Source organism: Streptomyces pacificus, assembly GCF_011766325.1.
In the GTDB taxonomy this organism is placed as follows: Bacteria; Actinomycetota; Actinomycetes; order Streptomycetales; family Streptomycetaceae; genus Streptomyces; species Streptomyces pacificus.
This window is the reverse complement of record NZ_BLLG01000010.1, coordinates 191,650-218,129: the sequence shown is the minus strand read 5'-3', so window position 1 is coordinate 218,129 and position 26,480 is coordinate 191,650. Positions and strand designations below refer to the sequence as shown.

21 protein-coding genes and 3 pseudogenes are annotated in these 26,480 nt (G+C 73.9%); 14 read left to right on the top strand and 10 right to left on the bottom strand.

The annotated features are described in order from the left end of the window. Positions 1-58: 58 nt before the first annotated feature. Positions 59-1,735, bottom strand: coding sequence for an acyl-CoA dehydrogenase family protein (locus tag SCWH03_RS18220; protein ID WP_173265311.1), 1,677 nt, complete (start codon positions 1,733-1,735; stop codon positions 59-61). Positions 1,736-1,752: 17 nt separating this feature from the next. Between SCWH03_RS18220 and SCWH03_RS18215 the strand changes: the two genes are divergently transcribed. Together SCWH03_RS18215 and SCWH03_RS18210 are read left to right on the top strand one after the other, a co-directional pair. Then, entirely contained in the window at positions 1,753-3,165 is a 1,413-nt protein-coding gene (locus tag SCWH03_RS18215; RefSeq protein ID WP_254076829.1) for a YihY/virulence factor BrkB family protein, read from the top strand. Between the two features lie 10 nt (positions 3,166-3,175). Continuing rightward, the gene (locus SCWH03_RS18210) at positions 3,176-3,928 is read left to right on the top strand and encodes a helix-turn-helix domain-containing protein (protein WP_173265310.1); all 753 of its coding nucleotides are present in this window, start codon (positions 3,176-3,178) and stop codon (positions 3,926-3,928) included. Here the strand turns inward: SCWH03_RS18210 and SCWH03_RS18205 are convergent. Further along, entirely contained in the window at positions 3,850-4,260 is a 411-nt protein-coding gene (locus tag SCWH03_RS18205; protein WP_173265309.1) for a VOC family protein, read from the bottom strand. The two genes, SCWH03_RS18210 and SCWH03_RS18205, sit on opposite strands and share 79 nt — an antisense overlap. A 448-nt stretch (positions 4,261-4,708) precedes the next feature. Here SCWH03_RS18205 and SCWH03_RS18200 point away from each other — a divergent pair, with 448 nt between their 5' ends. The 3 genes from SCWH03_RS18200 to SCWH03_RS18190 all read left to right on the top strand — a co-directional run bounded on the left by SCWH03_RS18200 (position 4,709) and on the right by SCWH03_RS18190 (position 7,167). Continuing rightward, complete coding sequence (locus tag SCWH03_RS18200; protein ID WP_371872713.1) at positions 4,709-5,629, top strand: response regulator transcription factor; 921 nt, start codon at positions 4,709-4,711, stop codon at positions 5,627-5,629. A gap of 5 nt (positions 5,630-5,634) precedes the next feature. Then, a complete protein-coding gene (locus SCWH03_RS18195) occupies positions 5,635-6,744 on the top strand; it encodes a sensor histidine kinase (protein ID WP_173265307.1) in 1,110 nt (369 codons plus the stop codon). A gap of 129 nt (positions 6,745-6,873) precedes the next feature. After that, positions 6,874-7,167, top strand: coding sequence for a hypothetical protein (locus tag SCWH03_RS18190; protein ID WP_254076828.1), 294 nt, complete (start codon positions 6,874-6,876; stop codon positions 7,165-7,167). Here the strand turns inward: SCWH03_RS18190 and SCWH03_RS18185 are convergent. From SCWH03_RS18185 to SCWH03_RS18175, 3 genes are read right to left on the bottom strand one after another with little or no spacing between them, the layout of a single operon-like run. Further along, positions 7,155-7,715, bottom strand: a complete 561-nt coding sequence (locus SCWH03_RS18185; RefSeq protein ID WP_173265306.1) for a cupin domain-containing protein — start codon at positions 7,713-7,715, stop codon at positions 7,155-7,157. The genes SCWH03_RS18190 and SCWH03_RS18185 overlap by 13 nt on opposite strands. Further along, positions 7,712-9,157, bottom strand: a complete 1,446-nt coding sequence (locus tag SCWH03_RS18180) for a cytochrome P450 (RefSeq protein WP_371872705.1) — start codon at positions 9,155-9,157, stop codon at positions 7,712-7,714. The genes SCWH03_RS18185 and SCWH03_RS18180 overlap by 4 nt, the downstream gene beginning before the upstream one ends. Further along, positions 9,151-10,227 (bottom strand): type III polyketide synthase, encoded by a 1,077-nt coding sequence (locus tag SCWH03_RS18175; protein ID WP_173265305.1) that lies wholly within the window; start codon positions 10,225-10,227, stop codon positions 9,151-9,153. The genes SCWH03_RS18180 and SCWH03_RS18175 overlap by 7 nt, the downstream gene beginning before the upstream one ends. 442 nt (positions 10,228-10,669) lie before the next feature. On the opposite strand from SCWH03_RS18175, the gene SCWH03_RS18170 reads away from it, so the two are divergent. Next, positions 10,670-11,917, top strand: coding sequence for a cytochrome P450 (locus tag SCWH03_RS18170; protein ID WP_173265304.1), 1,248 nt, complete (start codon positions 10,670-10,672; stop codon positions 11,915-11,917). Positions 11,918-12,549: 632 nt separating this feature from the next. Here the strand turns inward: SCWH03_RS18170 and SCWH03_RS18165 are convergent. Beyond that, on the bottom strand, positions 12,550-13,320 hold the full coding sequence (locus SCWH03_RS18165; RefSeq protein WP_173265358.1) for a VOC family protein: 771 nt from the start codon (positions 13,318-13,320) through the stop codon (positions 12,550-12,552). Between the two features lie 703 nt (positions 13,321-14,023). Here SCWH03_RS18165 and rsgA point away from each other — a divergent pair. After that, positions 14,024-15,067, top strand: a complete 1,044-nt coding sequence (gene rsgA / locus SCWH03_RS18160; RefSeq protein ID WP_254076840.1) for a ribosome small subunit-dependent GTPase A — start codon at positions 14,024-14,026, stop codon at positions 15,065-15,067. A 73-nt stretch (positions 15,068-15,140) separates the two neighbouring features. Here rsgA and SCWH03_RS29175 read toward each other — a convergent pair. Next, a pseudogene (locus SCWH03_RS29175) lies at positions 15,141-15,504 on the bottom strand (helix-turn-helix transcriptional regulator); the annotation flags it as partial. Between the two features lie 159 nt (positions 15,505-15,663). On the opposite strand from SCWH03_RS29175, the gene SCWH03_RS18155 reads away from it, so the two are divergent. From SCWH03_RS18155 to SCWH03_RS18140, 4 genes are all read left to right on the top strand, one after another. After that, positions 15,664-17,331 carry a protein phosphatase 2C domain-containing protein gene (locus SCWH03_RS18155; RefSeq protein WP_173265303.1) on the top strand — a complete coding sequence of 556 codons (1,668 nt, stop codon included), beginning with the start codon at positions 15,664-15,666 and terminating at the stop codon, positions 17,329-17,331. A 210-nt stretch (positions 17,332-17,541) separates the two neighbouring features. After that, positions 17,542-18,207, top strand: coding sequence for an ArsR/SmtB family transcription factor (locus SCWH03_RS18150; protein WP_173265302.1), 666 nt, complete (start codon positions 17,542-17,544; stop codon positions 18,205-18,207). Further along, a complete protein-coding gene (locus SCWH03_RS18145; RefSeq protein WP_173265301.1) occupies positions 18,204-19,523 on the top strand; it encodes an MFS transporter in 1,320 nt (439 codons plus the stop codon). The genes SCWH03_RS18150 and SCWH03_RS18145 overlap by 4 nt, the downstream gene beginning before the upstream one ends. A 174-nt stretch (positions 19,524-19,697) precedes the next feature. Continuing rightward, positions 19,698-20,111, top strand: coding sequence for an ATP-binding protein (locus SCWH03_RS18140; RefSeq protein ID WP_173265300.1), 414 nt, complete (start codon positions 19,698-19,700; stop codon positions 20,109-20,111). A 185-nt stretch (positions 20,112-20,296) separates the two neighbouring features. On the opposite strand, the gene SCWH03_RS18135 is transcribed toward SCWH03_RS18140, so the two are convergent. Continuing rightward, entirely contained in the window at positions 20,297-21,352 is a 1,056-nt protein-coding gene (locus tag SCWH03_RS18135; RefSeq protein WP_173265299.1) for a DUF2637 domain-containing protein, read from the bottom strand. Positions 21,353-21,505: 153 nt separating this feature from the next. Between SCWH03_RS18135 and SCWH03_RS18130 the strand changes: the two are divergent. Together SCWH03_RS18130 and SCWH03_RS18125 are read left to right on the top strand one after the other, a co-directional pair. Beyond that, positions 21,506-21,677: pseudogene (locus SCWH03_RS18130) on the top strand (helix-turn-helix domain-containing protein); the annotation flags it as partial. A 162-nt stretch (positions 21,678-21,839) separates the two neighbouring features. Continuing rightward, positions 21,840-22,244: pseudogene (locus SCWH03_RS18125) on the top strand (zinc ribbon domain-containing protein); the annotation flags it as partial. Between the two features lie 479 nt (positions 22,245-22,723). Here SCWH03_RS18125 and SCWH03_RS18120 read toward each other — a convergent pair. Continuing rightward, positions 22,724-23,593: a (2Fe-2S)-binding protein gene (locus SCWH03_RS18120; RefSeq protein ID WP_173265298.1), complete on the bottom strand. Its 870-nt coding sequence runs from the start codon at positions 23,591-23,593 to the stop codon at positions 22,724-22,726. Positions 23,594-24,064: 471 nt separating this feature from the next. On the opposite strand from SCWH03_RS18120, the gene SCWH03_RS18115 reads away from it, so the two are divergent. Continuing rightward, the gene (locus SCWH03_RS18115; RefSeq protein ID WP_254076827.1) at positions 24,065-25,015 is read left to right on the top strand and encodes a GntR family transcriptional regulator; all 951 of its coding nucleotides are present in this window, start codon (positions 24,065-24,067) and stop codon (positions 25,013-25,015) included. 316 nt (positions 25,016-25,331) lie between these two features. On the opposite strand, the gene SCWH03_RS18110 is transcribed toward SCWH03_RS18115, so the two are convergent. Beyond that, positions 25,332-26,096, bottom strand: coding sequence for a hypothetical protein (locus SCWH03_RS18110; protein WP_173265296.1), 765 nt, complete (start codon positions 26,094-26,096; stop codon positions 25,332-25,334). Between the last annotated feature and the right edge of the window lie 384 nt (positions 26,097-26,480).

Here is a 26,480-nt window from a genome sequence, read left to right as displayed (position 1 = left end):
GGGCTACCAGGTGCCACCGCGGTCACGGGGACGCGGTCATCGGCGCGAGGCGCACCTCTCATCCCTCCGCGCGCGCCCGCTCCACCACCGCCGCCTGGTCCAGCCCGTACGGCAGCGTCCCGAACGCCGAACCCCGGTCACCGCCCAGCCGAGAGGCGCAGAACGCGTCCGCGACCTCCGGCGGTGCCCAGCGCACCAGCAGCGACCCCTGGAGCACCAGCGCCATCCGCTCGGCGAGCCGCCGCGCCCGCACCTCGGCGGACTCCAGTTCCGCCAGTTCCGCCAGCATCCCCTTGATCGCTCCGTCCAGCCGGTGGTCGGCGCCCCGGGCCAGGCCCACCTCCCGGAGGAAGGCGTCCAGCGGCACCGGTTCCCGCCCGCTCCGCCCCGCGGCCCCGGGCGCGCCGCGCAGCGCCCGCAGCACGTCCAGCGCCTGGATGTTGCCCGATCCCTCCCACACGGAGTTGAGGGGCGACTCGCGCAGCAGCCGCGGCATCCCCGACTCCTCCACGTAGCCGTTCCCGCCCAGGCACTCCAGCGCCTCGGCCACCACCGGAGTGCACCGCTTGGTGACCCAGTACTTGGCCGCCGGCACCGCGAGCCGCAGCAGCGCCCGCTCCGACTCCGAACCCCGGTCCGCCGCGTCGTATGCGGCGGCCAGGCGCATCGCCAGCACCGTCGCCGCCTCCGACTCCACCGCCAGATCAGCCAGCACGTTGCGCATCAGCGGCTTGTCGGCGAGCGGGCCGCCGAAGGCCTTCCGGTACGAGGCGTGGTGGACGGCCTGCGCCACCGCCTGGCGCATCAGGGCCGCCGAGCCGAGCACGCAGTCCAGCCGGGTCGCCGCCACCATCTCGATGATGGTGGCCACCCCGCGCCCCTCCTCGCCGACCCGCCGCGCCCAGGTGCCGGCGAACTCCACCTCGGCGGACGCGTTCGACCGGTTGCCCAGCTTCTCCTTGAGCCGCTGGATCGCGAACGGGTTCCGCGTCCCGTCGTCCAGCACCCGCGGCAGCAGGAAGCAGGTCAGCCCGCCGGGCGCCTGGGCCAGCACCAGGAACGCGTCGCTCATCGGCGCCGAGCAGAACCACTTGTGCCCGGTCAGCTCGTACTCCCCGGCGGCCGAAAGCGGCACGGCGCGGGTGGTGGTCGCGCGGACGTCGCTGCCGCCCTGCTTCTCCGTCATGCCCATGCCGAACAGCACGCCGGGCTTCCGCTCGGCAGGGCGCAGCCCCTGCGCGTACACCCCCGACGTCAGCCGCGGCTCCCACTCCGCCGCGAGGTCCGGGTCGACGCGCAGCGCGGGCACCGCCGCGTGGGTCATCGACACCGGGCAGCCGTGCCCGGCCTCCGCCTGCGACCACACCAGGAACCCGGCCGCGCGCCGCACATGCCCGCCGGGCCGCCCCCACGCGTTCGTCAGCCCCGCGGCGACCGCCCTGCCCAGCAGCCGGTGCCAGGCCGGATGGAAGTCGACCTCGTCGATCCGGCGGCCGTAGCGGTCATGGGTGCGCAGCACCGGGGGGTTCGTGTCGGCCTGCGCGGCCCACCGCTGTGCCTGGGCCGAGCCGGCGGCCCGGCCGAGCTCCGCCAGCTCCCGCCGCGCCGCTTCCCGGACCGCGGGGTCGTCCAGGTGCCGCTCGAGGGCCTCGGCGAGGGCACGGTCCGTGGTGAACACGTTGTACGCCACCAGGGGCGGGGGCTGGTTGGTCACGGTGTGGGTGCTGGTCGCCATGCCTATACGGTATGGAGGTGCAGGCAGCAAACGAAACACCCGACCGGCCCGGCGGCCGGCTCCACCGGGCCAGAGTCCTCTACCACAACGTCTCCATGCGGAAGCTCGCCTGGCTGCTGCTGAAGGACACGGTCAATTCGTGCATCGAGTACCGGATCCTGGGACTCGCCGCCGAGGCCGCGTTCTTCACCCTGCTGTCCCTGCCGCCGCTGATGCTCGGCCTGCTCGGCCTGCTCGGTTACGTCGACGACTGGACCAGTACCACCACCGTCGCCTCCATCCAGGAGAACATCCTCGGCGCCGCCGGCACCGTCCTGTCCGACCGCGGTGTCAACGAGATCGCCAAACCCCTGCTGGAGGACGTCACCCGCGGAGGGCGTCCCGACGTCGTCTCCCTCGGGTTCGCGATCGCCCTGTGGTCCGGCTCGCGCGCCGTGAACGTCTTCATCGACACGATCACCGTGATGTACGGACTGGACGGGCATCGGGGCATCGTCGCCACCCGGCTGCTGGCGTTCCTGCTCTACCTGGTCGCGCTGCTGATCGGCGCCGTGGTGCTGCCGCTCGCCGTGGTCGGCCCCGACCGGGTCGTCGAACTCGTGCCGTTCGGCGCCGGTCTCGTCAGCGTCCTGTACTGGCCGCTGGTGATACTGCTGTCCATCGCCTTCCTCACCACGCTGTACCACGTGTCCGTGCCGGTCCGTTCGCCCTGGGTGGAGGACATCCCGGGCGCGCTGGTGGCCCTGGGCATGTGGGTGCTCGGGAGCTTCCTGCTGCGTATCTATCTGACCAGCACCGTCGAGGGGCCCACCATCTACGGCTCGCTCGCCGCGCCCATCGCCGTGCTGCTCTGGATCGGCATCTCGGCGTTCGCGGTGCTCGTCGGCGCCGCCGTCAACGCCGCCATCGACCGGGTCTGGCCGTCCGTCGCCACGGCCGCCGCGCGTGCCGCGAACCGGCGCGTCCGGGCCGCCGAGCAGGCCGCCCGCGCCCGGGCGGCGGGGGGAGGGAACGAGGGCTGGGCCGCCGAGGACGCCGAGGACGCAGAGGACTGGGAGACCGAGGAGGGGCAGGTCGAGGACTGGGAGAGAGGTGACTGGCAGGGCGGGGACATGCCGTCGGAGTTCCCCGAGCGGTGGTCGAAGTTCCTGCCGCTGGACGACGTGAGGTCCAGGCTGCAGGGGAGCCGGGAGTCCCGCGAGAAGGGGCAGCGCGACGAGCGCGAGAACCGGGGCAGGCGGGAGAGCGGGGGCAAGGCCGACCTGGGCAAGAGCCACCCGGACACGGACGACCCGGCTTGCCCGGCTCAGGACCGCCCGGTCGAGGACCGCCCGGCGGGGGACCGCCGGGTTGAGGACCGCCCGGACAAGGCCCGGCGGGGTGGGAGACCGCGGGACGGCGGGAACCGGAACATCTCCGGCCTGCCCTAGCCCCGGCATCGTGTACGCAGAGCGGGCTTCGCTGCTGGACGGTGCCGTCGTCTGGCGCACCGAGCCCGGCCCCGGCCACGGTCCCGTCATGCCCGTTCTGCCCGACGGGTGCATGGACCTGATGTGGGCCGGCGGCCGGCTGCTGGTCGCGGGGCCGGACACCCACGCGCAGCCGTCCGACGGCACGCGCTCCGCCTACCACGCCGTACGGTTCGCACCGGGCGCGGGCCCCGCCTTCTTCGGCGTCCCCGCGCACGAACTGCGTGACCTGCGCGTGGACCTCGGCGACATCTGGCCCGCCCGGAACGTGCGGCCACTGGCGGAACGGGTCACCGAGGCGCCGGACCGGGATGCCGCGCTGGAGGCCGTGGCCCTGAGGCGCGCGGCGGAGACCGCTCCCCCCGATCCGCTGCTGCGGGCCGTGGTGGAGCTTCTGAACGCGGGTGCGACCGTGGCGTCGACCGCCGCCGCCGTCGGACTGGGCATCCGCCGACTGCACCGCCGTTCCCTGGACGCCTTCGGGTACGGGCCGAAGACGCTTGGCCGGGTGCTGCGGCTGCAACGCGCCCTGGCCCTGGTCCGGGACGGGGTGCCGTACGCAGAGGCGGCCTTCGCCGCGGGCTGCTCCGACCAGGCGCACCTCGCGCGCGAGACAAGGGACCTGGCAGGACTCACCCTCGGCCGCTACGCGGAGCTGACCTCCGGGTCCAGGCCCGCGAACAGCGCCACCTCGGCACCGTCGGGGTCGAGGACGATGGCGTAGCGCTGGCCCCACACCGCGTCCCAGGGAGCGAGGTGGCCGCGGTGTCCTGCCCCGACGAGTTCTTCATACGTCTTGTCCACCTCGGCCGGGCTGTCGCAGAGGAAGGCGAGCCCCACCCGGCCCCTGCCCTCGGGCCGCGTCCAGTCCGGATCGAAGGAGCGCACGGTGTCCTCGGTGTCGAACAGCACGCGCGACCCGTCGGGCAGCACGGCCTCGACATGCGGGGCGGTCTCGGCCCCCTCGGGGATGGCCATGCCGAGCCGGCGGTAGAAGGCGAGTGAGGCGGCCATGTCGGAGACGACGAGGCCGACGGCGTCGAGTCGTGGAGTCATGGGGGACACCGTAGGGCGAACCGCTCGGCCGTGTCTTGAAGAAATCGGACGCCGAGGGAACGGGACGCGGACCGACTCGGACGCGGACCGACTCGGACGCGGACCGACTCGGATGCGACGGGACGGGACAGCGACCGAAGGGGACGGGGCCGGAACCGGCGTTCACGGGATCGGACGCCCAGCCGCAGCGGGGAGGGGTGGCCGCGCCGCGGGAGTCGCGGTCGCCCGTGCCGGTGGTGCGGACGGTGGTGCGGACGGTGCGCTCCACCGGGCGGCGGCGGGCCGGTCGCCGGGCCTCCCCGGCCCCGGCGGAGGCCGACCACCGCCCGCCGCCGGCGCGGCGCCCCCCCCCGGGGCGGCGGCGGGACGGCGGGCGTCGTCACGGATTCGTAAGGGACCGGGGGCGCGCCCGGTGGCCGCGCCGGACGACACTGGGGGCATGCAGAACATCCTGGTCGTCGACGACGATCCGACCGTCGCCGAAGTCGTCACCGGATACCTGGAACGCGCCGGGTACGCGGTGGCGCGCGCCGCGGACGGACCCGGAGCCCTGGAGGCCGCCGGGGAGCAGTGGCCCGACCTGGTGGTACTCGATCTGATGCTTCCCGGCATGGACGGCCTGGAGGTGTGCCGCAGGCTCCGCGGCCGGGGACCGGTCCCGGTCGTCATGCTGACCGCCCGCGGGGACGAGGACGACCGGATCCTCGGGCTGGAGACCGGAGCGGACGACTACGTCACCAAACCGTTCAGCCCGCGCGAGCTGGTGCTGCGGGTGGAGTCCGTGCTGCGCCGCGGGCGGGCGGGCGCCGCAGGCGCCGCCGGAGGGCCCGTACTGAGCTGTGCCGGGATCACCGTGGACCCCCCGGCCCGCCGGGTCGTCAAGAACGGCGCCGAGGTCGGCCTCACCCTGAGGGAGTTCGACCTGCTGCTCCACCTCATGCGCCACCGCGGCCTGGCCATCGGCCGGGAACGGCTGATGAGGGAGGTGTGGGGCTGGGACTTCGGCGACCTGTCCACGGTCACCGTGCATGTGCGAAGGCTGCGAGGCAAGATCGAGGACGATCCGGCAAGGCCGCGCCTGATCCACACCGTCTGGGGCGTCGGCTACCGCTTCGACGCGCCCGCGGAGCCGGAGGGGAGGGTGCCCGGCGGTGACGGTGCCCTGACGGCGCGGCCGTACGACCGGACCGCGCTCGCACCGCGGCAGGAGCGGGGACCTGACGACCGGGGACCTGACGACCGGGGACCGGGCCCGCGGCATCCGGGCGACGGGAAGCCGGGCGACCGGGGACCGGAGGGCCGGCCGGGCGGCGGGGCAGCGCACGGGGACGACCCCGACCAGGGCGCCGTCCCGGCCGAAGACGGGTGACCGCCGTGCGCGACGTGCTCCTCATCGCCCTCATATCCTTCCTCGGCGCGGCCGCGGCCGGCCTGGTCGGTGCCGTGCTGCTGCGGATGCTGCGCCGGCGGTCCGTCACCGTCTCGCTGACCGTGGTCGCCGGAGTGACCGTCATGGCCATGCTCGCCGGGACCCTGGCGGTGGCCCGGGCCATGTTCCTGTCCCCGCACGATCTGACCGTCGTCACCACGGTCGTCGCGATGGCCTCGGTCGTGTCCCTCGCCACGGCCCTCCTGCTCGGCAGGTGGGTCGTCGCCCGCAGCCGCGAACTCGCCCGCGCCGCCCGTACCTTCGGGGAGGACGGCAGTTTCGCGGCCCCCGGCCGCGAGGCCACGGCGGAACTCGCCGAGCTGGGCCGGGAACTCGCCGCGACCAGCGACAGGCTCGCCGAGTCCCGTGAGCGGGAACGCGCCCTGGAGGCCTCCCGGCGGGAGCTCGTCGCCTGGATCTCGCACGATCTGCGTACCCCGCTGGCCGGGCTGCGGGCCATGTCGGAGGCCCTGGAGGACGGCGTCGTCGCGGACCCCCAGCGGTACTTCCGGCAGATCCGCGCGGAGGTCGAGCGGATGAACCGGATGGTCGGCGACCTCTTCGAGCTGTCCCGGATCCACGCCGGCGCTCTCGCCCTCACACCCACCAGGATCTCCGCGCACGACCTGGTCGGCGAGGCACTCGCCGGCGCCGGGCCGCTGGCCCGGGAGCACGGGGTGCGGCTCGTCGGCGACCGGGTCGAGTCGGTGCCGATCGAGGTCGACGCCGAGGAGATGACGCGCGTCCTGGCCAACCTGCTGGTCAACGCGATCCGGCGGACCCCCGCTGACGGGACGGTCGCGGTCGCGGCCGAACGCCGCGAGGACTGCGTCGTGCTGTCCGTGACCGACGGCTGCGGCGGTATCCCCGAGGAGGACCTGCCGCGGGTCTTCGACACCGGCTGGCGCGGGACCGAGGCCCGCACCCCTCCCGCGGGGGCGGGCCTCGGCCTCGCGATCGTCCGGGGCATCGTGGAGGCCCACGACGGCCGAGCCGGGGTCTGCAACGTGTCGGGTGGCTGCCGCTTCGAGGTGACCCTGCCCTCCGCTCCGTGAGCGATGCGGCCGGCCTCAGGTCCCCCGAGGCCCGCTCCGGACGCCGAGTGTCAGTGCCGTGCGGCAGGCTGGCGTACACACCGTCATATGTGATGCGGGACCGCCCGATTCGAGAGGAACGGCCGACCGATGAACGCCACCGCAGTGATGACGCCCCGTCAGCGAGCCGCCGCGCAGGCGTATGTGCGGCTGCTCGGTGCCGTACGCGCCGCGCTCGCCGAACCCCCGGGCGACGGTGCCCCGCCGCCCGTGCTGCTCGGCGCCCCCATGGCGGAGGCGGACGAAGCCCTCGCCGCGGCCGGTCTCGCCGGCAATGAGGAGGCGCTCTTCGGTCTGGTGACGGGACTGCACCGCACGGAACCGCCCGGCACCGCGGCACCCCGGGCCCCGGGCCCCGCGCCCCGCGAGCGTCAGGGGCCGTGACGCAGGGGCGTGAGCTGCTCGATGTCGTAGCGGGCCCGGAGTTCGGCGATCGCCGCGGCGTCGGGCGGGCCGGCCCTGTCCAGGATGCCGATCAGCTCCTCGAAGTACCGCTCGTGGCCGGGCGGCGGGGAGGCCTGGAAGAACATCCTCGCCGGCTTGCCCGTCCGGTTGGCGAACGCGTGCGGGCAGCCGGGCGGTACGACGACGACCGTGCCCGGGCCCGCCCGCACCGGGCGTGCGCCGGTCGGGGACTCCCAGCCCCGCCAGTCGCCGCCCGTGCGCACCCGGGGCTCGAAGGCGAGCATCTCCAGCTCGCCCTCGAGCACGTAGAACAGCTCCTCGCTGCGGGCGTGCACATGCGCCCCGACGTCGAATCCGGGAGGGACGGCCACCTCGAAGCTGGACGACACCCGGGAGTGCTCACCGGTGACCTTGAACGTGACCTCCTGCGCCGCCGCGCGCAGCGTACGACCGTGGCCCGGGGGCACCAGCAGCCCCTCGGCCGACGCGCTGTACGGGCCTTCCGGCGCCGTGGCGTGGGAGGTCACCAGACCACCGGAAGTCCCTCGGGCCCCCGGATCAACGCACCCGGCCGCCAGCGCAGTTCCCCCGCCGGCACGCCCAGGCGCATCCCCGGGAAGCGGTCCACCAGGGCGGAGAACAGCAACTCGGTCTCCAGCCGGGCGAGCAGTGCCCCGACGCAGTAGTGCGGGCCGTAGCCGAACGCCACATGGGGGTTGGGGCTCCGGTCCAGCACGATCCCGTCCGGGTCGGCGAAGACCTCCGGATCCCGGTTGGCGGCGAGGTAGGAGACGTAGACGGCCTCGCCCCGCCGGATCCGCCGGCCGCCGACGGTCAGGTCCTCCGTCGCGATGCGGCACAGCCCGACCCCGTTGCGGTGCGGAATCCAGCGCAGCAGTTCGTCGACGGCCGTGGCCCGCACCCCGGGTTCCCTGCGCAGCCGGTCCATCAGATCGGGCCTCGTCAGCAGGATGTACGCCATGTTCCCTGTGTTGTTGGTGACCGCTTCACCCCCGATCTGGATCAGCAGCGCCAGTCCGACGGCCTCGGCCCCGGTGATCCCGCCGTCGGCGACGGCCGCCGACAGCAGCCCGATCACGTCCTCGCCGCCGGTGCCGTGCCGCTCGGCCAGCAGCCGGTCGAAGTAGCCGCACATCGCGTCCCTGGCCCGCCCGCTGCGCTCGGCGCCCTCGGCAGAGGACAGGATGAGCGAGGTCCATTCGTGCACCGCCGGGCGGTCATCGGCGGGTACGCCCATCAGTTCGCAGACGACGGCCAGCGGGAACGGCGCGAGGACCCGTGCGACGAGATCGGCCGGCGGCCCGTCGCGCAGGACCCCGTCGACGAGTGCGTCGAGCAGGGCCCGGGCACGCTCGCGCAGCCGCTCCACGCCGCCACCGGTGAACGCGGGGGCGACGGCACGGCGCAGCCGGGTGTGGTCGGGCGGGTCCTCGAAGCCGACGGCCCCGTCCACCGGGATGAAGTGCGGTGCGAGCCGCGTGACATCGCTGCCGGCGACCGCCCTGCGGCTGAGGCGCGGGTCGTTCGTCACCGTCCGCACGTCCTCGTGGCGCGACACCAGCCAGGCCCATCCCTCGCCGTGGGGCAGCCTGATCCGGGTCACCGGTCCCTCCCGCATCAGCGCCGCCAGGTCCGGGTCGAACTCCACGCCGGCCAGGTCCCGTACCGGCCAGAAGCGGACCGGGGGAAGCGGCCCGGACGTTCCCGGCGTGCTGGGACCCGGCTCGCGGGTTCCCGGAGCGCCGGCCTCCGGCGCGGTGGGGCTCGGCTCGCGGGTTCCGGGAGCGCCGGCTCCCGGCACGGTGGTCCCCTGCTCGTCGGCTCTCGGTCCCTCGGCTCCCGGCGCGGTCGTCCCCGGCGCAGTTGTTTCCGGCGCGGCCGGCCCCGGCCCGGTCGCGGCCGGTGCCCGCATCATCCTGGCGGAAGCCTCGTCCCGCATGGTCAGCACCTCCCGGCGGGGGCCGGCACATCGGCCTCGGTCCAGCGGCCCAGGCTCATTTCGGCGGTGATGCCGGGGCCGAAGCCGGCGAGGATGCCGCGCGCGGAGTGCCGGGTCGAGCCCTCGTCGAACAGCCTGCGCAGGGCGTCGAGGACGACGGCGCTGGCTATGTTCCCGTACTGGGTGAGCGTGGCCCGGCTGAACCGGAACGCCTCGCGGGGCACCCCCAGGTACTTCCCCAGATCGTCGAGGATGCGCGGACCGCCCGCGTGGACGATGTAGAAGTCCAGCGCGGCGGCGTCCCAGCCGTGTTCGGCTGCGAGTGACCTGAGCGCCGGCGCCAGCGGTTCCATGGTGCCGGGAACCCGCCGGTCCAGCCTGAAATGGAAGCCGGTGGAGCGCACGTCGTAGGCGATCCAGTCCTCGGTGTCCCGGACGAGATAGGAGCCGTTGCGCTCCAGGACGACACCGCGCCCGCCGCGGCCGCGCACCACTGCGGCGGCGAGCCCGTCCCCGAAGAGCCCGTTGGACAGCAGGTTGCCGACGTCCAGATCGGTCGGCTGGTAGCACAGCGAGCAGAACTCGCAGGCCACCACGAGGGCGTTGGCCTCCGGGTACGCCGTGCAGAAGTCATGGGCCCGGTTGACCGCCGCCCCGCCGGCCGCACAGCCGAGCTGGGCGATCGGCACCTGGCGCGCGTCCGTGCGGAAGCCCATGGAATTGATCAGCCAGGCGGTGAGCGACGGCATCATGAAGCCGGTGCACGACACATAGATGATCACGTCGATGTCGACGGGCCTGAGCTCGGCGTCGGTGAGCGCACGCTCGACCACGGCCGGCACCCGGGCCTTCGCCTCGGACTCGTAGACGGCGTTGCGGTGTTCGAATCCGGGATGCCTCAGTGTCTCCTCGATCGGTTGCAGCAGATGCCGCTTCTCCACCCCGGTGCTCCGGATCAGGCGCAGTGCCAGGTCCAGTTGTGGATGGTCCGCGTGGACGGTCCGCGCCAGGTCCAGGGTCTGCTCCATGGTGATCACGTGTTCGGGTACGGACACCGCCGGTCGGCACAGAGTGGCCATGATGGTGCGCCCTTCTCTCGCGTTCCCCTCCCAAAGGATCCGGGACGTCACCCGTTCGCGCCCGCCGAGGAAAGCCCCCGTGGCTGGTCCGTCCGGGTGACGGCGGACGGGCGCCTTCCCGGCGGTGCGCTGGACGGCGGGGGCCGGTCCGCCCGGGTGGCGGCGGACCGGCACCCTCCCGGGGCTGCGCTGGACGAAGGGCTCGTCCGCCCGGGTGGCGGCGGACGGCGCGCTGCGGCGGCGCGGACGACGGGCTGGTCCGCCCGGGTGGCGGCGGACCGGCGGCGTCCCGATCGCACGGAGGCAGGGAAGGGATGGCCTCGACGCGGAACGCCGCCCGCTCCGTTCGCCCGGCGTCACCAGGTGCCGCGGCGGCATCGGGCGCCGACGACGGGCGCCGACGACGGGCGCCGACGACGGGTGCCGACGACGGGAGCCGCACGTGAAGCCGCCAGAACCGGGGACGCCCGCCGCGGCCGAACCCGGCCCGCCGGGGGGCGAGTGCGTTCGCCACTGGGATCTGCGGGACCTGAGGGCCCTGGACTTCGACCCGTTCCTGACCGCGGTCCTCCGAGAGGAGCCGGTGGCGCGCATCAGGCTGCCGTACGGTGAGGGCACCGCCTGGCTCGTGACGCGCCACGACGACGTCAGATCGGTCGCTTCGGACCCCCGGTTCAGCCGCCGGGCCCTCGCCGGCCGCAACGTGACCAGCGGCTCCCCTCATGCCATCGCCGCCCTGCACGCCTCCCTCAACTACACGGACCCGCCGCGTCTGACGACCATGCGCCGGGTCGTCGCCCGCGCCTTCACCGGCGCCGGAATGGAGCGGCTGAGGCCCCTGGCCCAGCGGACCGCGGACGGACTGCTGGACGAGATGGAGCGGCACGGGCCGCCGGCCGATCTCGTGCACCATCTGCACGGGCCGTTCCCGCTGTCCGTGGTCGGCGACCTGCTGGGGCTGCCCGGGGACGCCCGCACCCGGATGGTCCACTGGACGGACGTCATCATGACGCCGGCCCCGGCCCCGGCCCGCAGCCAGCAGGGCAGGGCGTCGGTCCGCGAGGTCGTCGAAGCCCTCCTCGCCCAGAGGCGCGCGCAGCCCGCGGACGACCTGGCCGGTGTGCTGGCGGCCGCCGTGTCCGACGGGGAGATCAGCGGCGACGAGGCGCTGTCGATGGCGACGGCGATCCTGGTGAGCGGGGCGCACGCGGTCCGCAACAACAGCGCGAACATGGTGTACGCCGTTCTCACCCGTCCGGAGCAACTGGCCCGGCTGCGCGCCGAGCCCGGGCTGCTGCCGCGGGCGGTCGAGGAACTGCTGCGGTACATCCCGCACCGCAACGGGGTCGGCCTGCCGAGGATCGCCACCGAGGACGTCGAGGTCGGCGGCGTGCACATCAGGGCCGGTGAGGCGGTCTACTGCTCGTATCTGGCCGCGAACCGGGACCCCGAGGCCTTCCCCGACCCCCACACACTGGACTTCGACCGCCCCCCGGTACCGCATCTGTCGTTCGGGTTCGGCCCGCACCACTGCGTGGGCCCCATGCTGGCGCGGATGGAGTCCGAGGTGATGCTCGCGACGCTGCTGCGGCGCTTTCCGAGGCTGGCTCTCGCGGTTCCCCCGGAGGAGATCGCCTGGCAGCGGGGCGCGCTGATCCGGGGGCCGAGGTCCCTCCCGGTGAGTTGGTGAGGCCGTCGTGGACGCGGATCCGCGCATCGTACGGGTGCTCCGGACACCGAGGAACTGGCAGCCGTGACGGCGGTGCCGACCCTCGTCGCCCACCGCCGGAGGCCGGGCCCCCGCCGCCGGCGGCGGGGGCCCGGCCGGGGGCCCGGCCGGGGGCACAGCGGGCGGGGGACCGCGTCGGGCCCACTGGGACCGCGCCCGGGGTGCCGGCTTCCGGCCCTGCGGCTCCTGGGTGGAACGGGACCGTGTGGTGACGGCGTTCGATCCGGGTGCCGATCCGGGTGCTCGCTGAGCCCGGCCGGTGGCGGCGGGAGGGATCGCGCGGTGCGGCGTCGGGCCCGGGTGGCCCGCGCATGAACGCGTACACCCCGGGTACCCGGAGTCGGCGAGTGTCCCCCGCGAAGGGGGCGGCACCCCCGTCCGCCCCCACGCACGGCCCCGTCCGCCGCCCTTCCGGCAGACGGGGCCGCCGCGTGGACCCCGGGCGGGCGGCTGGGGGCGACCGGCTGAGGCGGGCGGGCCGGGCGAACGGCCGGGCGGGCCGGTGGAGGTGTCCCGGGGAGGGGGCAGGTGTTCCGGGGCAGGTGTTCGGGGGTACCTGCCCGCAGGCGACCGGCGGCCGGCGCCCGGGTGGCTCAGGAAGTCCCCTCCTCGATGGAGGACAGATGGAACAGCCCGCCTTCGGGATCACGGATCGTCGCCGTCCGCCCGAGCGGAGTGTCCTGCGGGGGGGCCACGACGGTTCCGTACGCTTCGGCCGCCCGGGCCGCGGCGTCGTCCACGTCGTCCCGGCAGAAGTGGACGTGCCACTGGGGGCGGATCGCCGCATCGACGGAGTCAGGGACACCGCCGTACATTCCCGCCACCGTACGGCCGCCGGAGCGCAGCATCACCCGGTCGTGCTCGTAGCGCACATCGATGACGTCCGGATGGGCGTCCCACTCGAACACACCGCCGTAGAACAGCGCGGACGCGAACGGGTCCCGCGTGTGCAACTCCAGCCAGGCCACGGCACCCGTTCCCCGCCCGGCCTGCCACCCCGGTGCGGTCGGCCCCTCCCAGATGCCGAAGGCCGCGTCCAGCGGATCGGCGGCCCAGGCCGTCCTTCCCCGGCCGAAGGCCAGCGGGCCCACGGCGACCGTCCCGCCCCGCTCCCGCACGCGTGCCGCCGCCGCGTCGGCGCCGTCGGCGACGAAGTACGCCGTCCAGTCGACCGGCAGCCGCACCCCCATGCTCTGCGCGGACTCCACAAGACCGGCGACGGGTTCGCCGTCCGCGTGGGCGACCACATGTCCCTCCGTCCGGCTGTCGGGTCCGAACACCCAGCCGAAGACGGCTCCGTAGAAGTCCTGTGCGGCCCGAATGTCCCGCGTCGCCAGGCTCACCCAGCACGGTGTGCCCGGCACCCCGGGTGAAGTGCTCGCCAAGGCCGTTCACCTCATTCGTGTTCATCCCGGGGCGGGGCGGGGCGGGGACAGCCGGCCGCTTCCTGACACCCTTCAACAGAATCGGGTCGGTCGCCACCGCAGCGGGGGACCGGCGCAGACCTGCCGGGGCCCGCGAAATCGCGTCGGCGGTGCGTCGGCACCTACGCCGGCAGCGCATCGTTCAATGCGGTGGCACGCTCCGGGGGCAAGCGGCTAATGTGGCCTCGCCGCCGTGCGCGAGGCACGGCACGGACCATGCACGAGTACCGAGGTACACACGGAGGTGAGGACTTGATGACGGTCACCGCGCCGGGCGCTGCCCCGGACCAGAAGCTCATCACTCCCGTTTCCGTGGTCGCCGGCTGATCCGATCCTTCCCTCCGCGTGCCTGTGCGCACGCGGGGCCGGGGCCACCCGTGTGAAGGGTTCCCCCTTGTCTCTCCCCTCGTCGTCGCATTCGTCGTCCTCCTTGTCGTCCCCCTCGTCGCCACACTCCGCATCACCCTCCTCTTCCCCGCCTCGCTCCTCCCGAGACGACACCGCCGCCCCCGCCGGGGTGCCCCGGCTCTCCCCGCTCTCTCCGCTCTCCCCGCCCGGCGCGCTCTCCCCGCCCGGCGCGTCCGGCGCATCCGCCGACGCCGAGGCACCGCACCCGCTCGCCCCGTACGGCTGGGACGAGGGCCTGGCGGCCGCTTTCACGCCCTACGCCCAAAGCGGCCTGGTGCCAGGGCGGGTCGTACGGGTCGACCGGGGCCGGTGCGATGTCGTCACCGAGGCCGGAACCGTGCACGCCGACACGGCGTTCGTCACGCCGCACGACCCGCTGCGCGTGATCTGCACCGGCGACTGGGCGGCCGTCGATCCGGAGGGCGGCACCCCCCGGTATGTGCGGGCCTGTCTGCCGCGGCGCACCGCCTTCGTCCGCTCCACCTCGTCCCGCCGCTCCGAGGGGCAGATCCTCGCCGCCAACGTCGACCACGCGGTCATCGCGGTCTCGCTCGCCGTAGCCCTCGACCTGGGGCGGATCGAACGCTTCCTGGCACTGGCCTGGGAGAGCGGCGCGCAGCCCCTCGTCGTCCTCACCAAGGCCGATCTTGTGCCGGACCCGACCACCCTGTCGTCCCTGGTGCAGGACGTGGAGACCACGGCGCCCGGCGTCCAGGTACTGCCGGTCAGCTCGCTGACCGGGGAGGGCACGGAGGTCCTGGCGGCGGTCGTCTCCGGCGGTACGAGCGTGCTGCTCGGCGTCTCCGGAGCGGGCAAGTCCACCCTGGCGAACACGCTGCTCGGCGAGGACGCCATGGAGGTGCGGTCCACGCGTGACGCGGACGGGAAGGGCCGTCACACCACGACGACCCGGAACCTCCTCGTCCTCCCCGGCGGCGGTGTGCTCATCGACACCCCGGGCCTGCGGGGCGTCGGACTCTTCGACGCCGGCACGGGGGTGGGGGAGGTCTTCTCGGAGATCGAGAGCCTGGCCCAGGACTGCCGTTTCCACGACTGCGCCCATGAGGCGGAGCCGGACTGCGCCGTGCTCGCTGCGCTCGCCGACGGGTCGCTGCCGGAACGCCGGCTGGACAGCTACCGCAAGCTCGTCCGCGAGAACCAGCGCATCGTCGCCAAGACCGATGCCCGGCTGCGGGCGGAGATCCGCCGCGACTGGAAGCGCAAGCACGCGGAGGGCCGTGCGGCGGGCGAGGCGAAGCGGGGCGGCCGGCTGCGCTGACCTCTCCAGGGCGTTCCGGGGGCCCTTCGCCCGGCCCCCGGAACCCCGCCGCCTGCGGGTGTTCCCGCTGTTGCACCCATCCCCTGTCGTACGCATGCCACCCGAGCCGGAGCCTGGTCGTCACGCCGGCCATTTCCATGAGGCCCTTCACCCGTCGCTGGACCGTGCGGAGCCCGAGTTCGAGCTGCTTGGCGACGCTCGCGTCGGTGAGGCCGGCGAGCAGCAGGGACAGGATCTCCAGATCCGTCGCATCCGGCCCGGCGGGCCCGTGCTCCGCCGCATCGCCGCACCCGCCCGGGCTTCAACGGCAGGCCCTCCCGCCACACGGCCCCGAACAGCCCCGTCAGCGACTCCAGCAGTCCGCCCGCGCGGATCACCAGAGCCGCCGGCTCCGAACCGCGACCGATCAGGGGAGCCATCGCCACCGACCGGTCGGCGTACCGTCCGCGGAACGCAGGTGCGATGTGTGCCGATCACCTCGACACCCGGCCGGACGCACCCCGGGCGGCGCCGGCGCGGCCCGCAGCACCCACCGCCGGGCGGCGTTTCGCGGAATACGCCGTTCTCGTGGGGCCGTTGCGGTGGACAATGAGGGTATGAGTCAGCAGGGGGAGAGGCCCACCGCAGGTGACGACTGGTGGAACCGGTTGTACGGCGAGTCAGCCCCGGACACCGGCCCCGCCGCCGCGGGCGACACCATCGACGAACGCTTCGACTCCGCGATAGACACCGTGAGTTCCGTGGGTCCCGTGGGTTCCGTGGGTTCCGTGGGTTCCGTGGGTTCCGTGGGTCCCGTGGGTCCCGTGGGTCCCGTGGGTCCCGTGGGTCCCGTGGGTCCCGTGGGTCCCGTGGGTCCCGAGGGCCCGGCGGGCACATGGCGGGGCCCGGCCCACCCGGGTGCCGTCTCCGGGGAGCCTTCCGCCGCCCCGCGTACCCCTGTGGACCCCGACGGGAGCCTTGCTGTGCCCCGCGCCGGGTCCGGGTCGTCGGCGTCCGACCCGCGAGCGGCCGTACCTCCACCCCCTCCGACCCCTCCACCCCCTTCGACCCCGCTTTCCCCACCATCCCCGCCTTCCCCGAAGGCCGTGTCGTCGGGGGCATCGCCAGGGCCGTCCATGTCACCCGAGCCGTCTGCGCCGCCCGAGTGGGACGGTCCGGCTGGGCCCTCCGTGGAGATTCCGCCCAGGGTCGGGGCCCCGCCGCCCGCCGCCGCGCCCCCCGGTCGGGAGAGCCGCACCGCGGGACGGCGCGCGCCCGTGCCGTGGGGCCGGCGCAAGGAGGGCGCGAGCCGAAGAAGGGCCGAATACGTGGGCGACCGGCCGCCCACCTACGAGGCCGAGCCCACCGCACTGCCCGCCGCCGACCCGCGGCAGCTCGACGGGCTCGTCGCGGACACCGTGCTGGACGGCGCCCGGTACGGCGCGTTCACCCTGCGGGCCGCCTCCGTCCGCGGCGACTCCGCCCGCTACCGCGGGGAGCACCGCCGCGATGCGCTCCTCACCGCGCGCTTCGGTGCCGGTGAGGCCGCTCTCGTGCTGGTGGCCGTGGCCACGGGAGCGCGGGCCGCGGAGGGTGCGCACCTCGCCGCCGCCGACGCCTGCCGCTGGATCGGCGGCGCCGTCGGCAGCAGCCATGCCCGGCTGGCCGAGGACATCAGGGCCGGTCGGCGCGGCGATCTCAAGTCGGGGCTCCACCGGCTCACCGACCGGTCCCTCGGCAGGCTCCGCGCTCGTGCCGCCGAACTGGGCGTGCCGTGCGAGGAGTACACGGCGAGCCTGCGGTGTCTGCTGCTGCCCGCCGACCTCGCCTGCCGTACCCGGGTGTTCTTCGGTGTCGGAGCCGGGGGCATCTTCCGCCTCCGCGACGGCGGCTGGCAGGACCTGGAGCCGGCTCTTCCCGACGCCCTCCGCGGTGAGCCGGTCGTCGGCTACGGCTCCCCGCCCCAGGAGATCCGCGAGGGCGACGGGTTCACCATGGACCTGGGCGTGCCCACACCGCCGTCGCCGCACATCGACGCGCCCGTCCCGCCTCCGGCCGAACCGTTCCGGTTCCGCGCCTCGGTGGCCCGGCCGGGGGACACCCTGCTGCTCTGCAGCGGCGGTCTCGCCGACCCGTTGCGCGGTGAGCCGGCACTCGCCGCGGAGCTGGCGGAGCGCTGGGCGGATGTGGAGCCGCCCGGTCTCGCCGGGTATCTGGCCGACATCCAGCTGAGGGTGAAGGGCTACGCCGACGACCGTACGGCCTGTGCCGTGTGGGAGGCGTAACCGCCGCAGCCGTGTCCGCTCGGGACCACGGCCGGACAGCACGTCGCAGACCGGCTCGTCGATCTCCTCGCCCTCGCCCGCGCCCCGCCCTCGCCCGCGCCCCGCCCGCGCCCCCGCCCCGCCGGCGTGCGGCGGCTCCACGGTGATCGGCGAAGACTTCTTTGCGAAGAAGGCTTTGCGAAGAGTTCTTTGTGAACTACCGTGCGTCGCATGGCTGATGCAGTGGGGAGGCCGGATGGCCCGAACGTGGAACAGGACTCGGTTGTTCTGGATGCCAAAGGGCTGCGTGCCCTGGCACATCCGGTGCGTGTGCAGTTGGTGGGGCTGCTTCGGAAGTACGGCCCGTCGACGGCCACCCGCCTCGCGGAGCGGCTGGGTGTGAACTCCGGTACGGCGAGCTATCACCTGCGCCAGCTCGATGCGGCGGGCTTCGTCGAGGAGGTCGCAGAACGTGGCAACGCCCGTGAGCGCTGGTGGCGTTCGGTCCATCAGACAACGGAACTCAACGACCGGGAGCTGGCCGACCGGGAGCCCGAGGCCGCGCTGGCGTATCTGCAGTCCGTCGCAGCCACCTACACCTTGTGGACGCAGCGGACGCTGAACGAGCTGCAGACGCTGCCTGACGCGTGGCGGGGCACCTTCGACATGAGTGACTGGGCCCTGCGGCTCACCCCTGAGGAAGCCACCGCCCTGCGGCAGGAGTTGGGGGCCGTCATCGCCCGCTACCGGAGGGATTCCCCGGGTGCGGCGCCCAGTGCCCCGAAGGGGAGCGAGCGGGTCGCTGTCGTCACCCAGATCCTGCCGGAACTTGATGCGCCTGTCACGCCGTCGCCTCCTTGCGGCCATACGGAAGCGGAGGGGAGCCCGACGTCATGACCGGCGACGTCACCGAGGCCCGCGGTATACCGGGCAAGAGGTCCTTACGGCCTCTGGGCGGGGTGCTGGCGGCCATGGTCGTTTCGCTGGCCGGCACGCGGATCTCCGTTGTGGCACTGCCCTGGTTCGTCCTCGTCACCACCGGCAGCGCCACCCGGACCGGACTGGTCGCCTTCTGCGAGATGGCACCGTATGTGGTGGTCAAGGCGTTCACCGGGCCGCTGGTGGACCGGATCGGCCCCCGGGTCGTTTCCTGGACCACTGATCTGGCCAGCGCGATGCCCGCCGTTGCGATTCCCCTGCTCCACGCCCTGGATCTGCTGTCTCTTCCCCTTCTGCTGCTTCTGGTCGCGCTGATCGGCGCGGCCCGGGGACCCGGCGACCTGGCCAAGGAGGTGATGGTCCCGGAGGCGGCCGAGCGCGGCCGGGTGCCACTGGAGCGGGCGACCGGTCTGGCCGGTGTGGTCGAGCGGCTCGCCTCCACCGTCGGCCTGGCGGTCGGTGGCGCTCTGGTGGCGCTGCTCGGTCCTCTGGCCGCGATCGCCGTCAACGCGGGGTGCTTCGCACTCGGATCGGTGATCGTCAAACTGGCGCTGCCTCGCGGCATGGGACACGCGGTCGAGGAGGCATCCTCGCCCGCCGGGGGACCGGAGCCGGGCTACTGGAGGCGGTTCGGTGAGGGCTTCACCTTTCTGCGCGGCGAGCCGCTGCTGCTGACCGTCATCGTCATGGTCGGCATCACCAATCTGCTGGACGCGGCGTTCAGCTCGCTGCTCGTGCCCGTCTGGGCCAGGGAATCGGGCCACGGGCCAACGGCGATTGGGCTGGTGGGCGGCGTGATGGGGGCTGCTGCGGTCGGCGGCAGCCTGATCGCAGCGGTGGTCGCGCACCGGCTGCGGCGGCGGCTGGTGGTTCTCACCGGGTTTCTGCTGGTCGGGGCGCCGAGATTTCTGATCCTCGCCCTCGATGCCCCCTTGGGGGTGATCCTGGTCGTCTTCGCGGTCGGCGGCTTCGGCGGCGGCTTCGTCAACCCGGTACTGGGGGCCGTCCTCTTCGAGCGGGTGCCGCGCCGGATGCTGGGCCGGGTCAACGCGCTGGGTGACTCGCTGGCCTGGGTCGGTATCCCTCTGGGCGGGCTGATCGCAGGAGCAGCCGTGACCGCTGTCGGCCTCGTGCCCGTGCTGGTCACCTGCGGCGCCGTGTACTTCCTGACCACGAATCTGGCTGGACTGCGGCCAGAGTGGCGCGAGATCGACCGTACGCGGGGGCGGGACGGCCGTCGCAGGCTCGAGGCGGGTGTCCCTGCGGAAGGTTGACTCCGACGCTCTCCAGATGACCCACGTGCGCCTGCGGAAAGTGCCGGGTCGGTGACAGTGCGTGAAACCGGCAGGCGTGACGGCACCGCTGCGGGGCATGCATTCCGGGAGTGCCCGTTCGCACAGGACGGGACGGGCGACGGAAGGGACCGTTCCGACGTGCGGTGGGGGAGTATGACAGGACGTCAGGACATGCCGGGTGTCGCACAGTTGCGGCGCAGTGTCGGTCGTGCGGACCTCAGGGCGGTGGCGGAGGTGAGGGCGGCGCTACGGGCCCTCCTGGGGCACTGGGGCGAGCCCGGCTCGGTCGAGGTGGCGGAGCTGCTGACCAGCGAGCTGGTGACGAACGCGCTGGTGCACACGGAGGACGGGGCGGTCGTCACGGCCACGGTGGCACCCGCGCGACTCCGGGTCGAGGTGCGGGACTTCACGGCCGCGTCGGTGGAGCCGCCGGGGGAGCCGGCGGCCGACGAGAGTACGCACGGCAGGGGCCTGCTGCTGGTGCAGGGCCTGGCCGACACATGGGGGGTCCGGGCGCACGACCTGGGCAAGGCGGTCTGGTTCGAGCTGGGCCGCGGGCGGGCGTGACGCGCGGGCCGGTTGCGGTGCGCAACCCGTCCGCTCGGCCCACGGCGGTGGGCCTCCCGTCCGCTCGGCTCCTGACGAGGGGTGCCCGATCCGCCCAGACCATGACGGCGGGCGGGGCCTGGAGAAGGCCCCGCCCGCCGTCATCGGGTACGCCGTCAGTGGTCCTGGTGCACCAGGGAGAAGTGTCAGCCGAACTGCTGCTCAAGGTGCTTGAGTTTGCGTTCCAGGGAGTCCAGACGCGGAAGGGCCTGGGTGTCGTCCTCGGCCGTGAGGTCGACCGTGACCGGGTCACCGGCCTTGACCGCCTCGAGGGAGAGCCTTGAGCGCGACGGCAGTTGTCCCTGATCCGCTATGGCAGGCTCCGCGACGGGCTCGACGGCCTGTGCGGAGCCCGAGTGCCCTCCGCCCGAGGCGGCCGTGACCTCCACCTGCCGGCCGCCGCGCCGCCCCCACGCCCGATGCTGCCGGCTGAGCGCCCGCAGCCGCGCCCGCTCCAGCTTCTCCCGTTCGCGCCTGCGGATGCGGTCCTGTTCCTTCTGCCGCCGGTCCTCGCGCACTTCCTCGACCGCCTCGTCGAGGCTGCGGACACCCTCCAGCAGCATCAACGACCAGGCGCCGAAGGTCTCGCGGGGCGCTCGCAGCCACCGTACGACCCGGATCTGCGGCAACGGCCTCGGGACCAGGCCCTGTTCGCGCAGCGCGGCCCTGCGGGTCTGCTTCAGCGCACGGTCGAAGAGCACCGCAGCGGACAGCGACATGCCGGCGAAGAACTGCGGGGCACCGTCGTGGCCGAGGCCGCGCGGCGCGTGGACCCAGTTGAACCAGGCAGCGGCGCCCGCGAACAGCCACACCAGTAGGCGGGAGCCGAGCGCCGCGTCGCCGTGGCTCGCCTCGCGCACCGCCAGCACCGAGCAGAACATCGCGGCGCCGTCGAGACCGAACGGGACCAGGTACTCCCAGCCTCCGGACAGGTTCAGGTTCTGCCGGCCGAAGCCGACCAGGCCGTGGAACGAGAGCGCGGCGGCGACGGCGGCGCAGCAGAAGAGGAGGACGTAGGAGGCGGTGGCGTAGAGGGCCTCCTTGCGTCTGCGACGTTCCTCGCTGCGCTCCCAGGAGTCCTCGGTCGCGGCATTGTCACGGGCGCGCTTGCCTCGCGTGAGCACCACCGCCGCCGCCACCACCCCGGCGAGCATCACACCGCCCGGGAGCAGCCATTCGAGCGATATGTCGGTCAGTCTCATCGGGAACCTCCGGGAGTCCCCTGCCCGAGGGCGGGGGAGGATTCGGACTCCTGCGGAGCGGGGCGGGAGAGCCGAGTCGCCACCAGGGTGATTCGGTGTCCACCACCGACAGCCCGTCAGGTGGTCACAAGCTGGTGCGGTAGTTTGCGAGGGGTGACCGCTCGCACGAAGCGGGCTTTCGGTTACCGCCTCCGACCGACCGATGCGCAGGCAGCCGGGCTGTCGCGCACGTTCGGACGCGTGCGGGCGGAAGGTCTACAACATGGCGATAGAGGTCCGTGCCGAGGTGTGGGTGCGGCAGGAACGGGTCAACTATAGCCAGTCGTAGGCGATGTCGACCGCGCGGTGGAGCACCGGGCTGCGCGGGCTCCGCACGGCGGTCCCCGGTCCGTGGCCGGCTGACGCCCCGCCCGTTCTGTTGTCCCGGTGCGGCGTTGGCCCGTGTATCGCGAGACGGTCCGAGGGCCCGCCTCGGCGCAGTTCGCGGGCCAAGTCCCTGGTCCGCGACCACGACGCGATCGCCGTCGAGGATTTCCGCCCGAAGTTCCCCGGCAAGACCACCATGGCCCGCAAAGCCGCCGACGCGGCGATCGGCGCCACCAAGACGGCCCTGACCGAGATGGGCCGCAAGCATGGACGGGACATCCGTCTTGTGCATCCCGCGCACACCACGATGGACTGCGCGGCGTGCGGAGCGAGAACCAAGCACGCACTTCCTCTTTCGGAACGTACCTACACCTGCACCGCGTGCGGAGCCGTATCCCCTCGGGATAAGAACTCCGCCCGCGTAATGCTGGTCCGGGCTGGTCTCAACCCGGCTGGTGCTGATCGTGTAAGAGCTGGCGGGCCGCTGGTCCCCAGCCAACATGAGCCAGGAATCCCCGTCCTTTAGGGCGGGGAGGATGTCAAAGCAGTCCTCCCGAACGGGAGCGGTCGGCGACGCGTCGGGACTCCCGCGGCGCGAGCCGTGGAAGCCCTCCGTCGGGACGGTGCGGTGGGTGGGTGGATGGGTGATAAGGAAGGACGGTGGTGCGGTGGGTTGGTGGTGCCGAGGATCGGTGCGGAAGGACGGTGTGACGGAGGGAGGGACGCGGTGCCCTCCGCCTCGGTGTGTCCTGGGGTGTCCCCTGCGCGTCATCTTGGTCCAACTGCCCCGACGTGCACCGGTTTTCCGGGCAAGAGGACGCCAACTGGTGTGCGGGGGCTCCGAGTAGGTGCTTTTGCCTCGAACATCACTGCGGGCAGGGTGGTGGGGTTCGAATGCCGCTGTCCGGAGGGTGCCGGTGTCGGGGGGTGCCGAGCGGTGTCACCCGGTACCGAGTGGTACCGAGCGGTACTGAGTGGCGCCGGGTGGCGCCGGGTGGCGCCGGGTCAGTCCTGGGCGGTCAGCCGCCGTACCCGGTCGGCGTCGCAGGTGCGAGGGCAGGTGACGCAGGTGTCCTCGGGGCGCAGTGTGTAGAACAGGCAGCAGCTCGCGCGGTCCCTGGTGGGCAGCGGCTCTCCGGACGGCGCGGTGAGTTCGCGGAAGCCTGCGGTGCCGACGTACGGCCTGGTGGTGCCGGGCAGCAGTGCCGACAGCTCCGCCATCGCGCGGCGCTCCTCGCCGAGGAGGTGCGCCACATGCCAGAGCCCCTCGACGATCTCGTCCGTCACCATGCCCCACAGGGCGCGCCGCCCCCGCCGCATGCGCGGGCCGAAGCCGTCGAGGATCGGCTCCATGTGGTCGGCGACGGCTTCCCGCACCTCCGCGCGCAGCGCGTCCTCGTCGGCGACCACTCGCGCGGCGGGCAGTGCGGCAGCGGGATCGCCGGGCAGGCAGGCGAAGCTGCGCACCCGGACGGCCATCCGGCCCCTGGCCCGCTGGAACGCGACATCCGCCACGGGGAGCCGCGGCACGCGTCGCTCCAGGAGCCACGGGACCGTGATCAGCAGACAGGCCGGCCAGGCGTAGCGGTGCAGCCCGAAGCTCGCCACGACGTCCCGACGCGCCTGCTGTCCGTAGTCCTTGACGACCTGTGCGCTGTCCCACGCCAGGAACGCGTCGAGAGCCGCGCCGCCGGCCGCCAGGTCCTCCGCCGCCACCCAGCCGGCCGCCCGCGGGGCCGGCTCGCCGTCCCCCAGCTGCCGCACGCCGAGGCCTGGGAGCACCGCGGACATTCGCGCGTACGCGCCGACCAGGGGCGGCTTGGCCCCGGAGGGGCGGGAAGGGCGCGCGTCGTGGAGAACAGCGGGGACCGTCATACGGGGGACCACCGAATCGCGATCGTTAACAGGTTAGCCTTACCTTACCCGACGTGACCGGTGTGTGAACTGCCTCCCCGGCCCCCTATCGTGCACGCAGGGCCCGTGCAGCGCCGACCGGGCCCGGAACACAGTGTGAGGAGGACCCGAGTGGAGCAGGGCAGAGCGCGCGTCCGCGTCGCGGCAACGCCGCCTTCCGCGTCCGCGTGTGCTTCCGGGCAGACGCCGACGGAGCAGGGGCCGCCCCGTCCCGCCCCGGGTGCCGTACGGATCCCGGAGCCGGAGCACGCTCCTTCCTGCGGTGCGCTTCCCGGCCAGGGTGCGGGTGCGGGCCACGGCCCGCTTGCGGGTTCGGACGCGCTACGGGGGCAGGGGCCGGCCGGGTCGTACGAGCAGGGGCCGGCAGGGTCGTACGAGCAGGGTGCGGCCGAGACGGGTCCGGCCGAGCACCCGGGTCCTGCGCCCGGCCGGATGCCCTCGCAGGGACCGGTTTCCTCGCACCGCCCGGCTCCGGTCCTGGCCGGGCGGCCGGCGCCGGGGCTCCGGCGCAGTCCCGCCACCGGGGCCCCGCCCGGGCAGGGGCCCGTTCCGGTTCCCGGGCAGGCCCGCGACGGGCGTGCCTCCGGCGACCGGCCGTCCTCCGGCGAGTGGGGGAGCGGCAGGGGCGAGGGTCCGGGCCGGGGGGCGTCCGGTACCGACGGCCCCGTCCCGCGCCGGCGTGACGAGAGGGCGGATGCCGCGTTCGCCGCCCGGGTGCGGGGCGAGCACACCCACGGCGAAACCCCGGCACCCGGCCCGGTCGTCCGCCGGCACTCCGTGCGCGGCCAGGTGCTGGACGCGCTTCGGACCGCTCTCGTCAGCGGCGAGCTGTGCCCCGGCGAGATCTACTCCGCGCCCGCGCTCGGCGAACGGCTCGGTGTCTCCGCCACGCCCGTCCGCGAGGCCATGCAGCAGCTCGCTCTCGAAGGGGCGGTGGAGACGGTCCCGAACCGGGGCTTCCGCGTCGTGGAGCGCACCGCCCGGGAACTGGCCGAGCTGGCCGAGGTCCGCGCCCTCATCGAGGTGCCGGTGATGCTGCGGCTCGCCCGCACCGTCCCACCCGAGCGCTGGGCCGAACTCGTCCCGCTCGCCGAGGCGACCGCGGCCGCTGCCCAGACCGGCGACCGGGCGGGCTACGCGGAGTCCGATCGCGCCTTCCACGGTGCCGTCCTCTCGCTCGCCGGGAACGGCCAGCTCGTCGCCGTCGCGGATGACCTGCACCGCCGCTCCCAGTGGCCTCTCGTACGTTCACCCGCCCCGCGTCGGGCGGAGCTGGTGGCAGATGCGGCCGAGCATGCGGCGCTGCTGGAGGCGCTGATGGGGCAGGACCTGTCCGTGGTGGCCTCCCTGGTGCGCAAGCACTTCAACGGAGCGATGCGCTGACGTCCCGTCAGGCGACGTTCGCCCCGTCGCCCCGTCGCCCCGTCGCCCCGTCACGGGTCGCGGCATCCGGAACGTCCGGCCGGCGATCGCCGCGTTGCCGAATGGACCGGGCAGACCGGCTGCGAAGCCGATCCGGCATCGTGCGCCGTGCCGCACCGGCCGCTGAGCGGCGTCGGGCGCCGCGCCGCCCCTCTCCTTGACGGACAAGCGGCGATCCCGGTTGTCGGGGTGCGGGTGCGGGTGCGGGCTGTCGGAGCCGCTGTGCGGCCTGGCTGACGGCGTTCCCCGCAGGGCCCGGCCGGTACTGCGCCCGGAGTCACGCCGCGGGGGCCGGCGGGAGAAGCTGCTCCGCGAGCCAGGTCGGGACGCCGCCGAGCAGACGGAACAGGCGGGCCGCCTCGGCGCGCAGGCGGGAGGACTCCGGCTCCGGCTCGGTGTCGGCGAGCGCCGCCAGGGCCGGGGCCGTTCCGACCAGGTAGCCCAGCTCCTCGCGGATGCGCAGGGACTCGGTGAATCCCCGCCGCGCCTCGGCGAGATCGCCGTCGCGCAGAGCGAGCGCGGCGAGATGGCGCCAGGTGAAGGACAGCAGCAGCGTGTCACCGTTGGCGAGGGCACCGGTGTGGGCCCGGTGGTACGCCGCTCGTGCGGCCTGCGCGGAGTCGGCGAGGTGCTCGGCGACCAGGCCCCGTCGGAAGTCGAGAAGCGGTCGGCCCGCCGCGTCCGGGGCGAGCAGCGCCGCCGCCCGGCCGAGGGCGGCGCGGGCCTCGTCGGCCCGGTCGCGGACGCCCAGCACGGTGCAGGCGTAGGCGAGTTGACCGCGCTCGCAGGCGGCGGAGCCGCGCTCTCCGTCGTCGCGTGCCGCGGCCTCCGCAGTGCGCAGGGCGTCCTCCGCGTCCGCCCAGCCGGACCCGGTGAACAGGCAGCGCTCCACGAGGAGCGACGCGCGTTGCAGGGTCAGCGCGGCGGATGCCGCGTGGGGAGCGAGCAGGGCTGCCGCGTCCGTCCAACAGCCGCGCGAGCGCAGCCGCCATACCGCGGTCTGGAGTGGATCGTCACCTGCTGTGGCTCCGGAACCAGACATGGCGGTATACGCCACATTGCCCTCCCCAAGCGCGCCATTGTGCTGTTGAGTCAGACGGAATGAGAGCACGGATCGGGTCGCCTGGCCAAGGGGTCTGGTGAATCAATTCACAATCGCCGGGTGCGGGATCGGTGAAGGCCGTGCAATTCCGGTGCGATACGGGCTTCGGGATCGCGCCGCAGCGAATCGGGTGAACGCATGTACGTCGCTTGACGGGGACTCGCCGCGCGGGGGCACGTAGTCAATTCCCTCGCGGAACCGGGTTCGTCTGCGGTAACGGGTGTCTCCGCCGGGCGGCGCCGGCCCTTCCGCGCGGTGACCCCGGCTGCCTTTGCCGGACGGTCCCGTGTCCTCGCCGGTGTCGGCTGCTTCCGCCGGACGGCC

What these genes read in the sequence shown, in the direction of transcription:
- SCWH03_RS18220 (WP_173265311.1), bottom strand. Translation starts at nt 1,735, where the DNA reads ATGGCGACCAGCACCCACACCGTGACCAACCAGCCCCCGCCCCTGGTG.
- SCWH03_RS18205 (WP_173265309.1), bottom strand. Translation starts at nt 4,260, where the DNA reads ATGACTCCACGACTCGACGCCGTCGGCCTCGTCGTCTCCGACATGGCC.
- SCWH03_RS18190 (WP_254076828.1), top strand. Translation starts at nt 6,874, where the DNA reads ATGAACGCCACCGCAGTGATGACGCCCCGTCAGCGAGCCGCCGCGCAG.
- SCWH03_RS18175 (WP_173265305.1), bottom strand. Translation starts at nt 10,227, where the DNA reads ATGGCCACTCTGTGCCGACCGGCGGTGTCCGTACCCGAACACGTGATC.
- SCWH03_RS18155 (WP_173265303.1), top strand. Translation starts at nt 15,664, where the DNA reads ATGAGTCAGCAGGGGGAGAGGCCCACCGCAGGTGACGACTGGTGGAAC.
- SCWH03_RS18150 (WP_173265302.1), top strand. Translation starts at nt 17,542, where the DNA reads ATGGCTGATGCAGTGGGGAGGCCGGATGGCCCGAACGTGGAACAGGAC.
- SCWH03_RS18145 (WP_173265301.1), top strand. Translation starts at nt 18,204, where the DNA reads ATGACCGGCGACGTCACCGAGGCCCGCGGTATACCGGGCAAGAGGTCC.
- SCWH03_RS18140 (WP_173265300.1), top strand. Translation starts at nt 19,698, where the DNA reads ATGACAGGACGTCAGGACATGCCGGGTGTCGCACAGTTGCGGCGCAGT.
- SCWH03_RS18135 (WP_173265299.1), bottom strand. Translation starts at nt 21,352, where the DNA reads ATGAGACTGACCGACATATCGCTCGAATGGCTGCTCCCGGGCGGTGTG.
- SCWH03_RS18120 (WP_173265298.1), bottom strand. Translation starts at nt 23,593, where the DNA reads ATGACGGTCCCCGCTGTTCTCCACGACGCGCGCCCTTCCCGCCCCTCC.
- SCWH03_RS18115 (WP_254076827.1), top strand. Translation starts at nt 24,065, where the DNA reads ATGCCCTCGCAGGGACCGGTTTCCTCGCACCGCCCGGCTCCGGTCCTG.
- SCWH03_RS18110 (WP_173265296.1), bottom strand. Translation starts at nt 26,096, where the DNA reads ATGTCTGGTTCCGGAGCCACAGCAGGTGACGATCCACTCCAGACCGCG.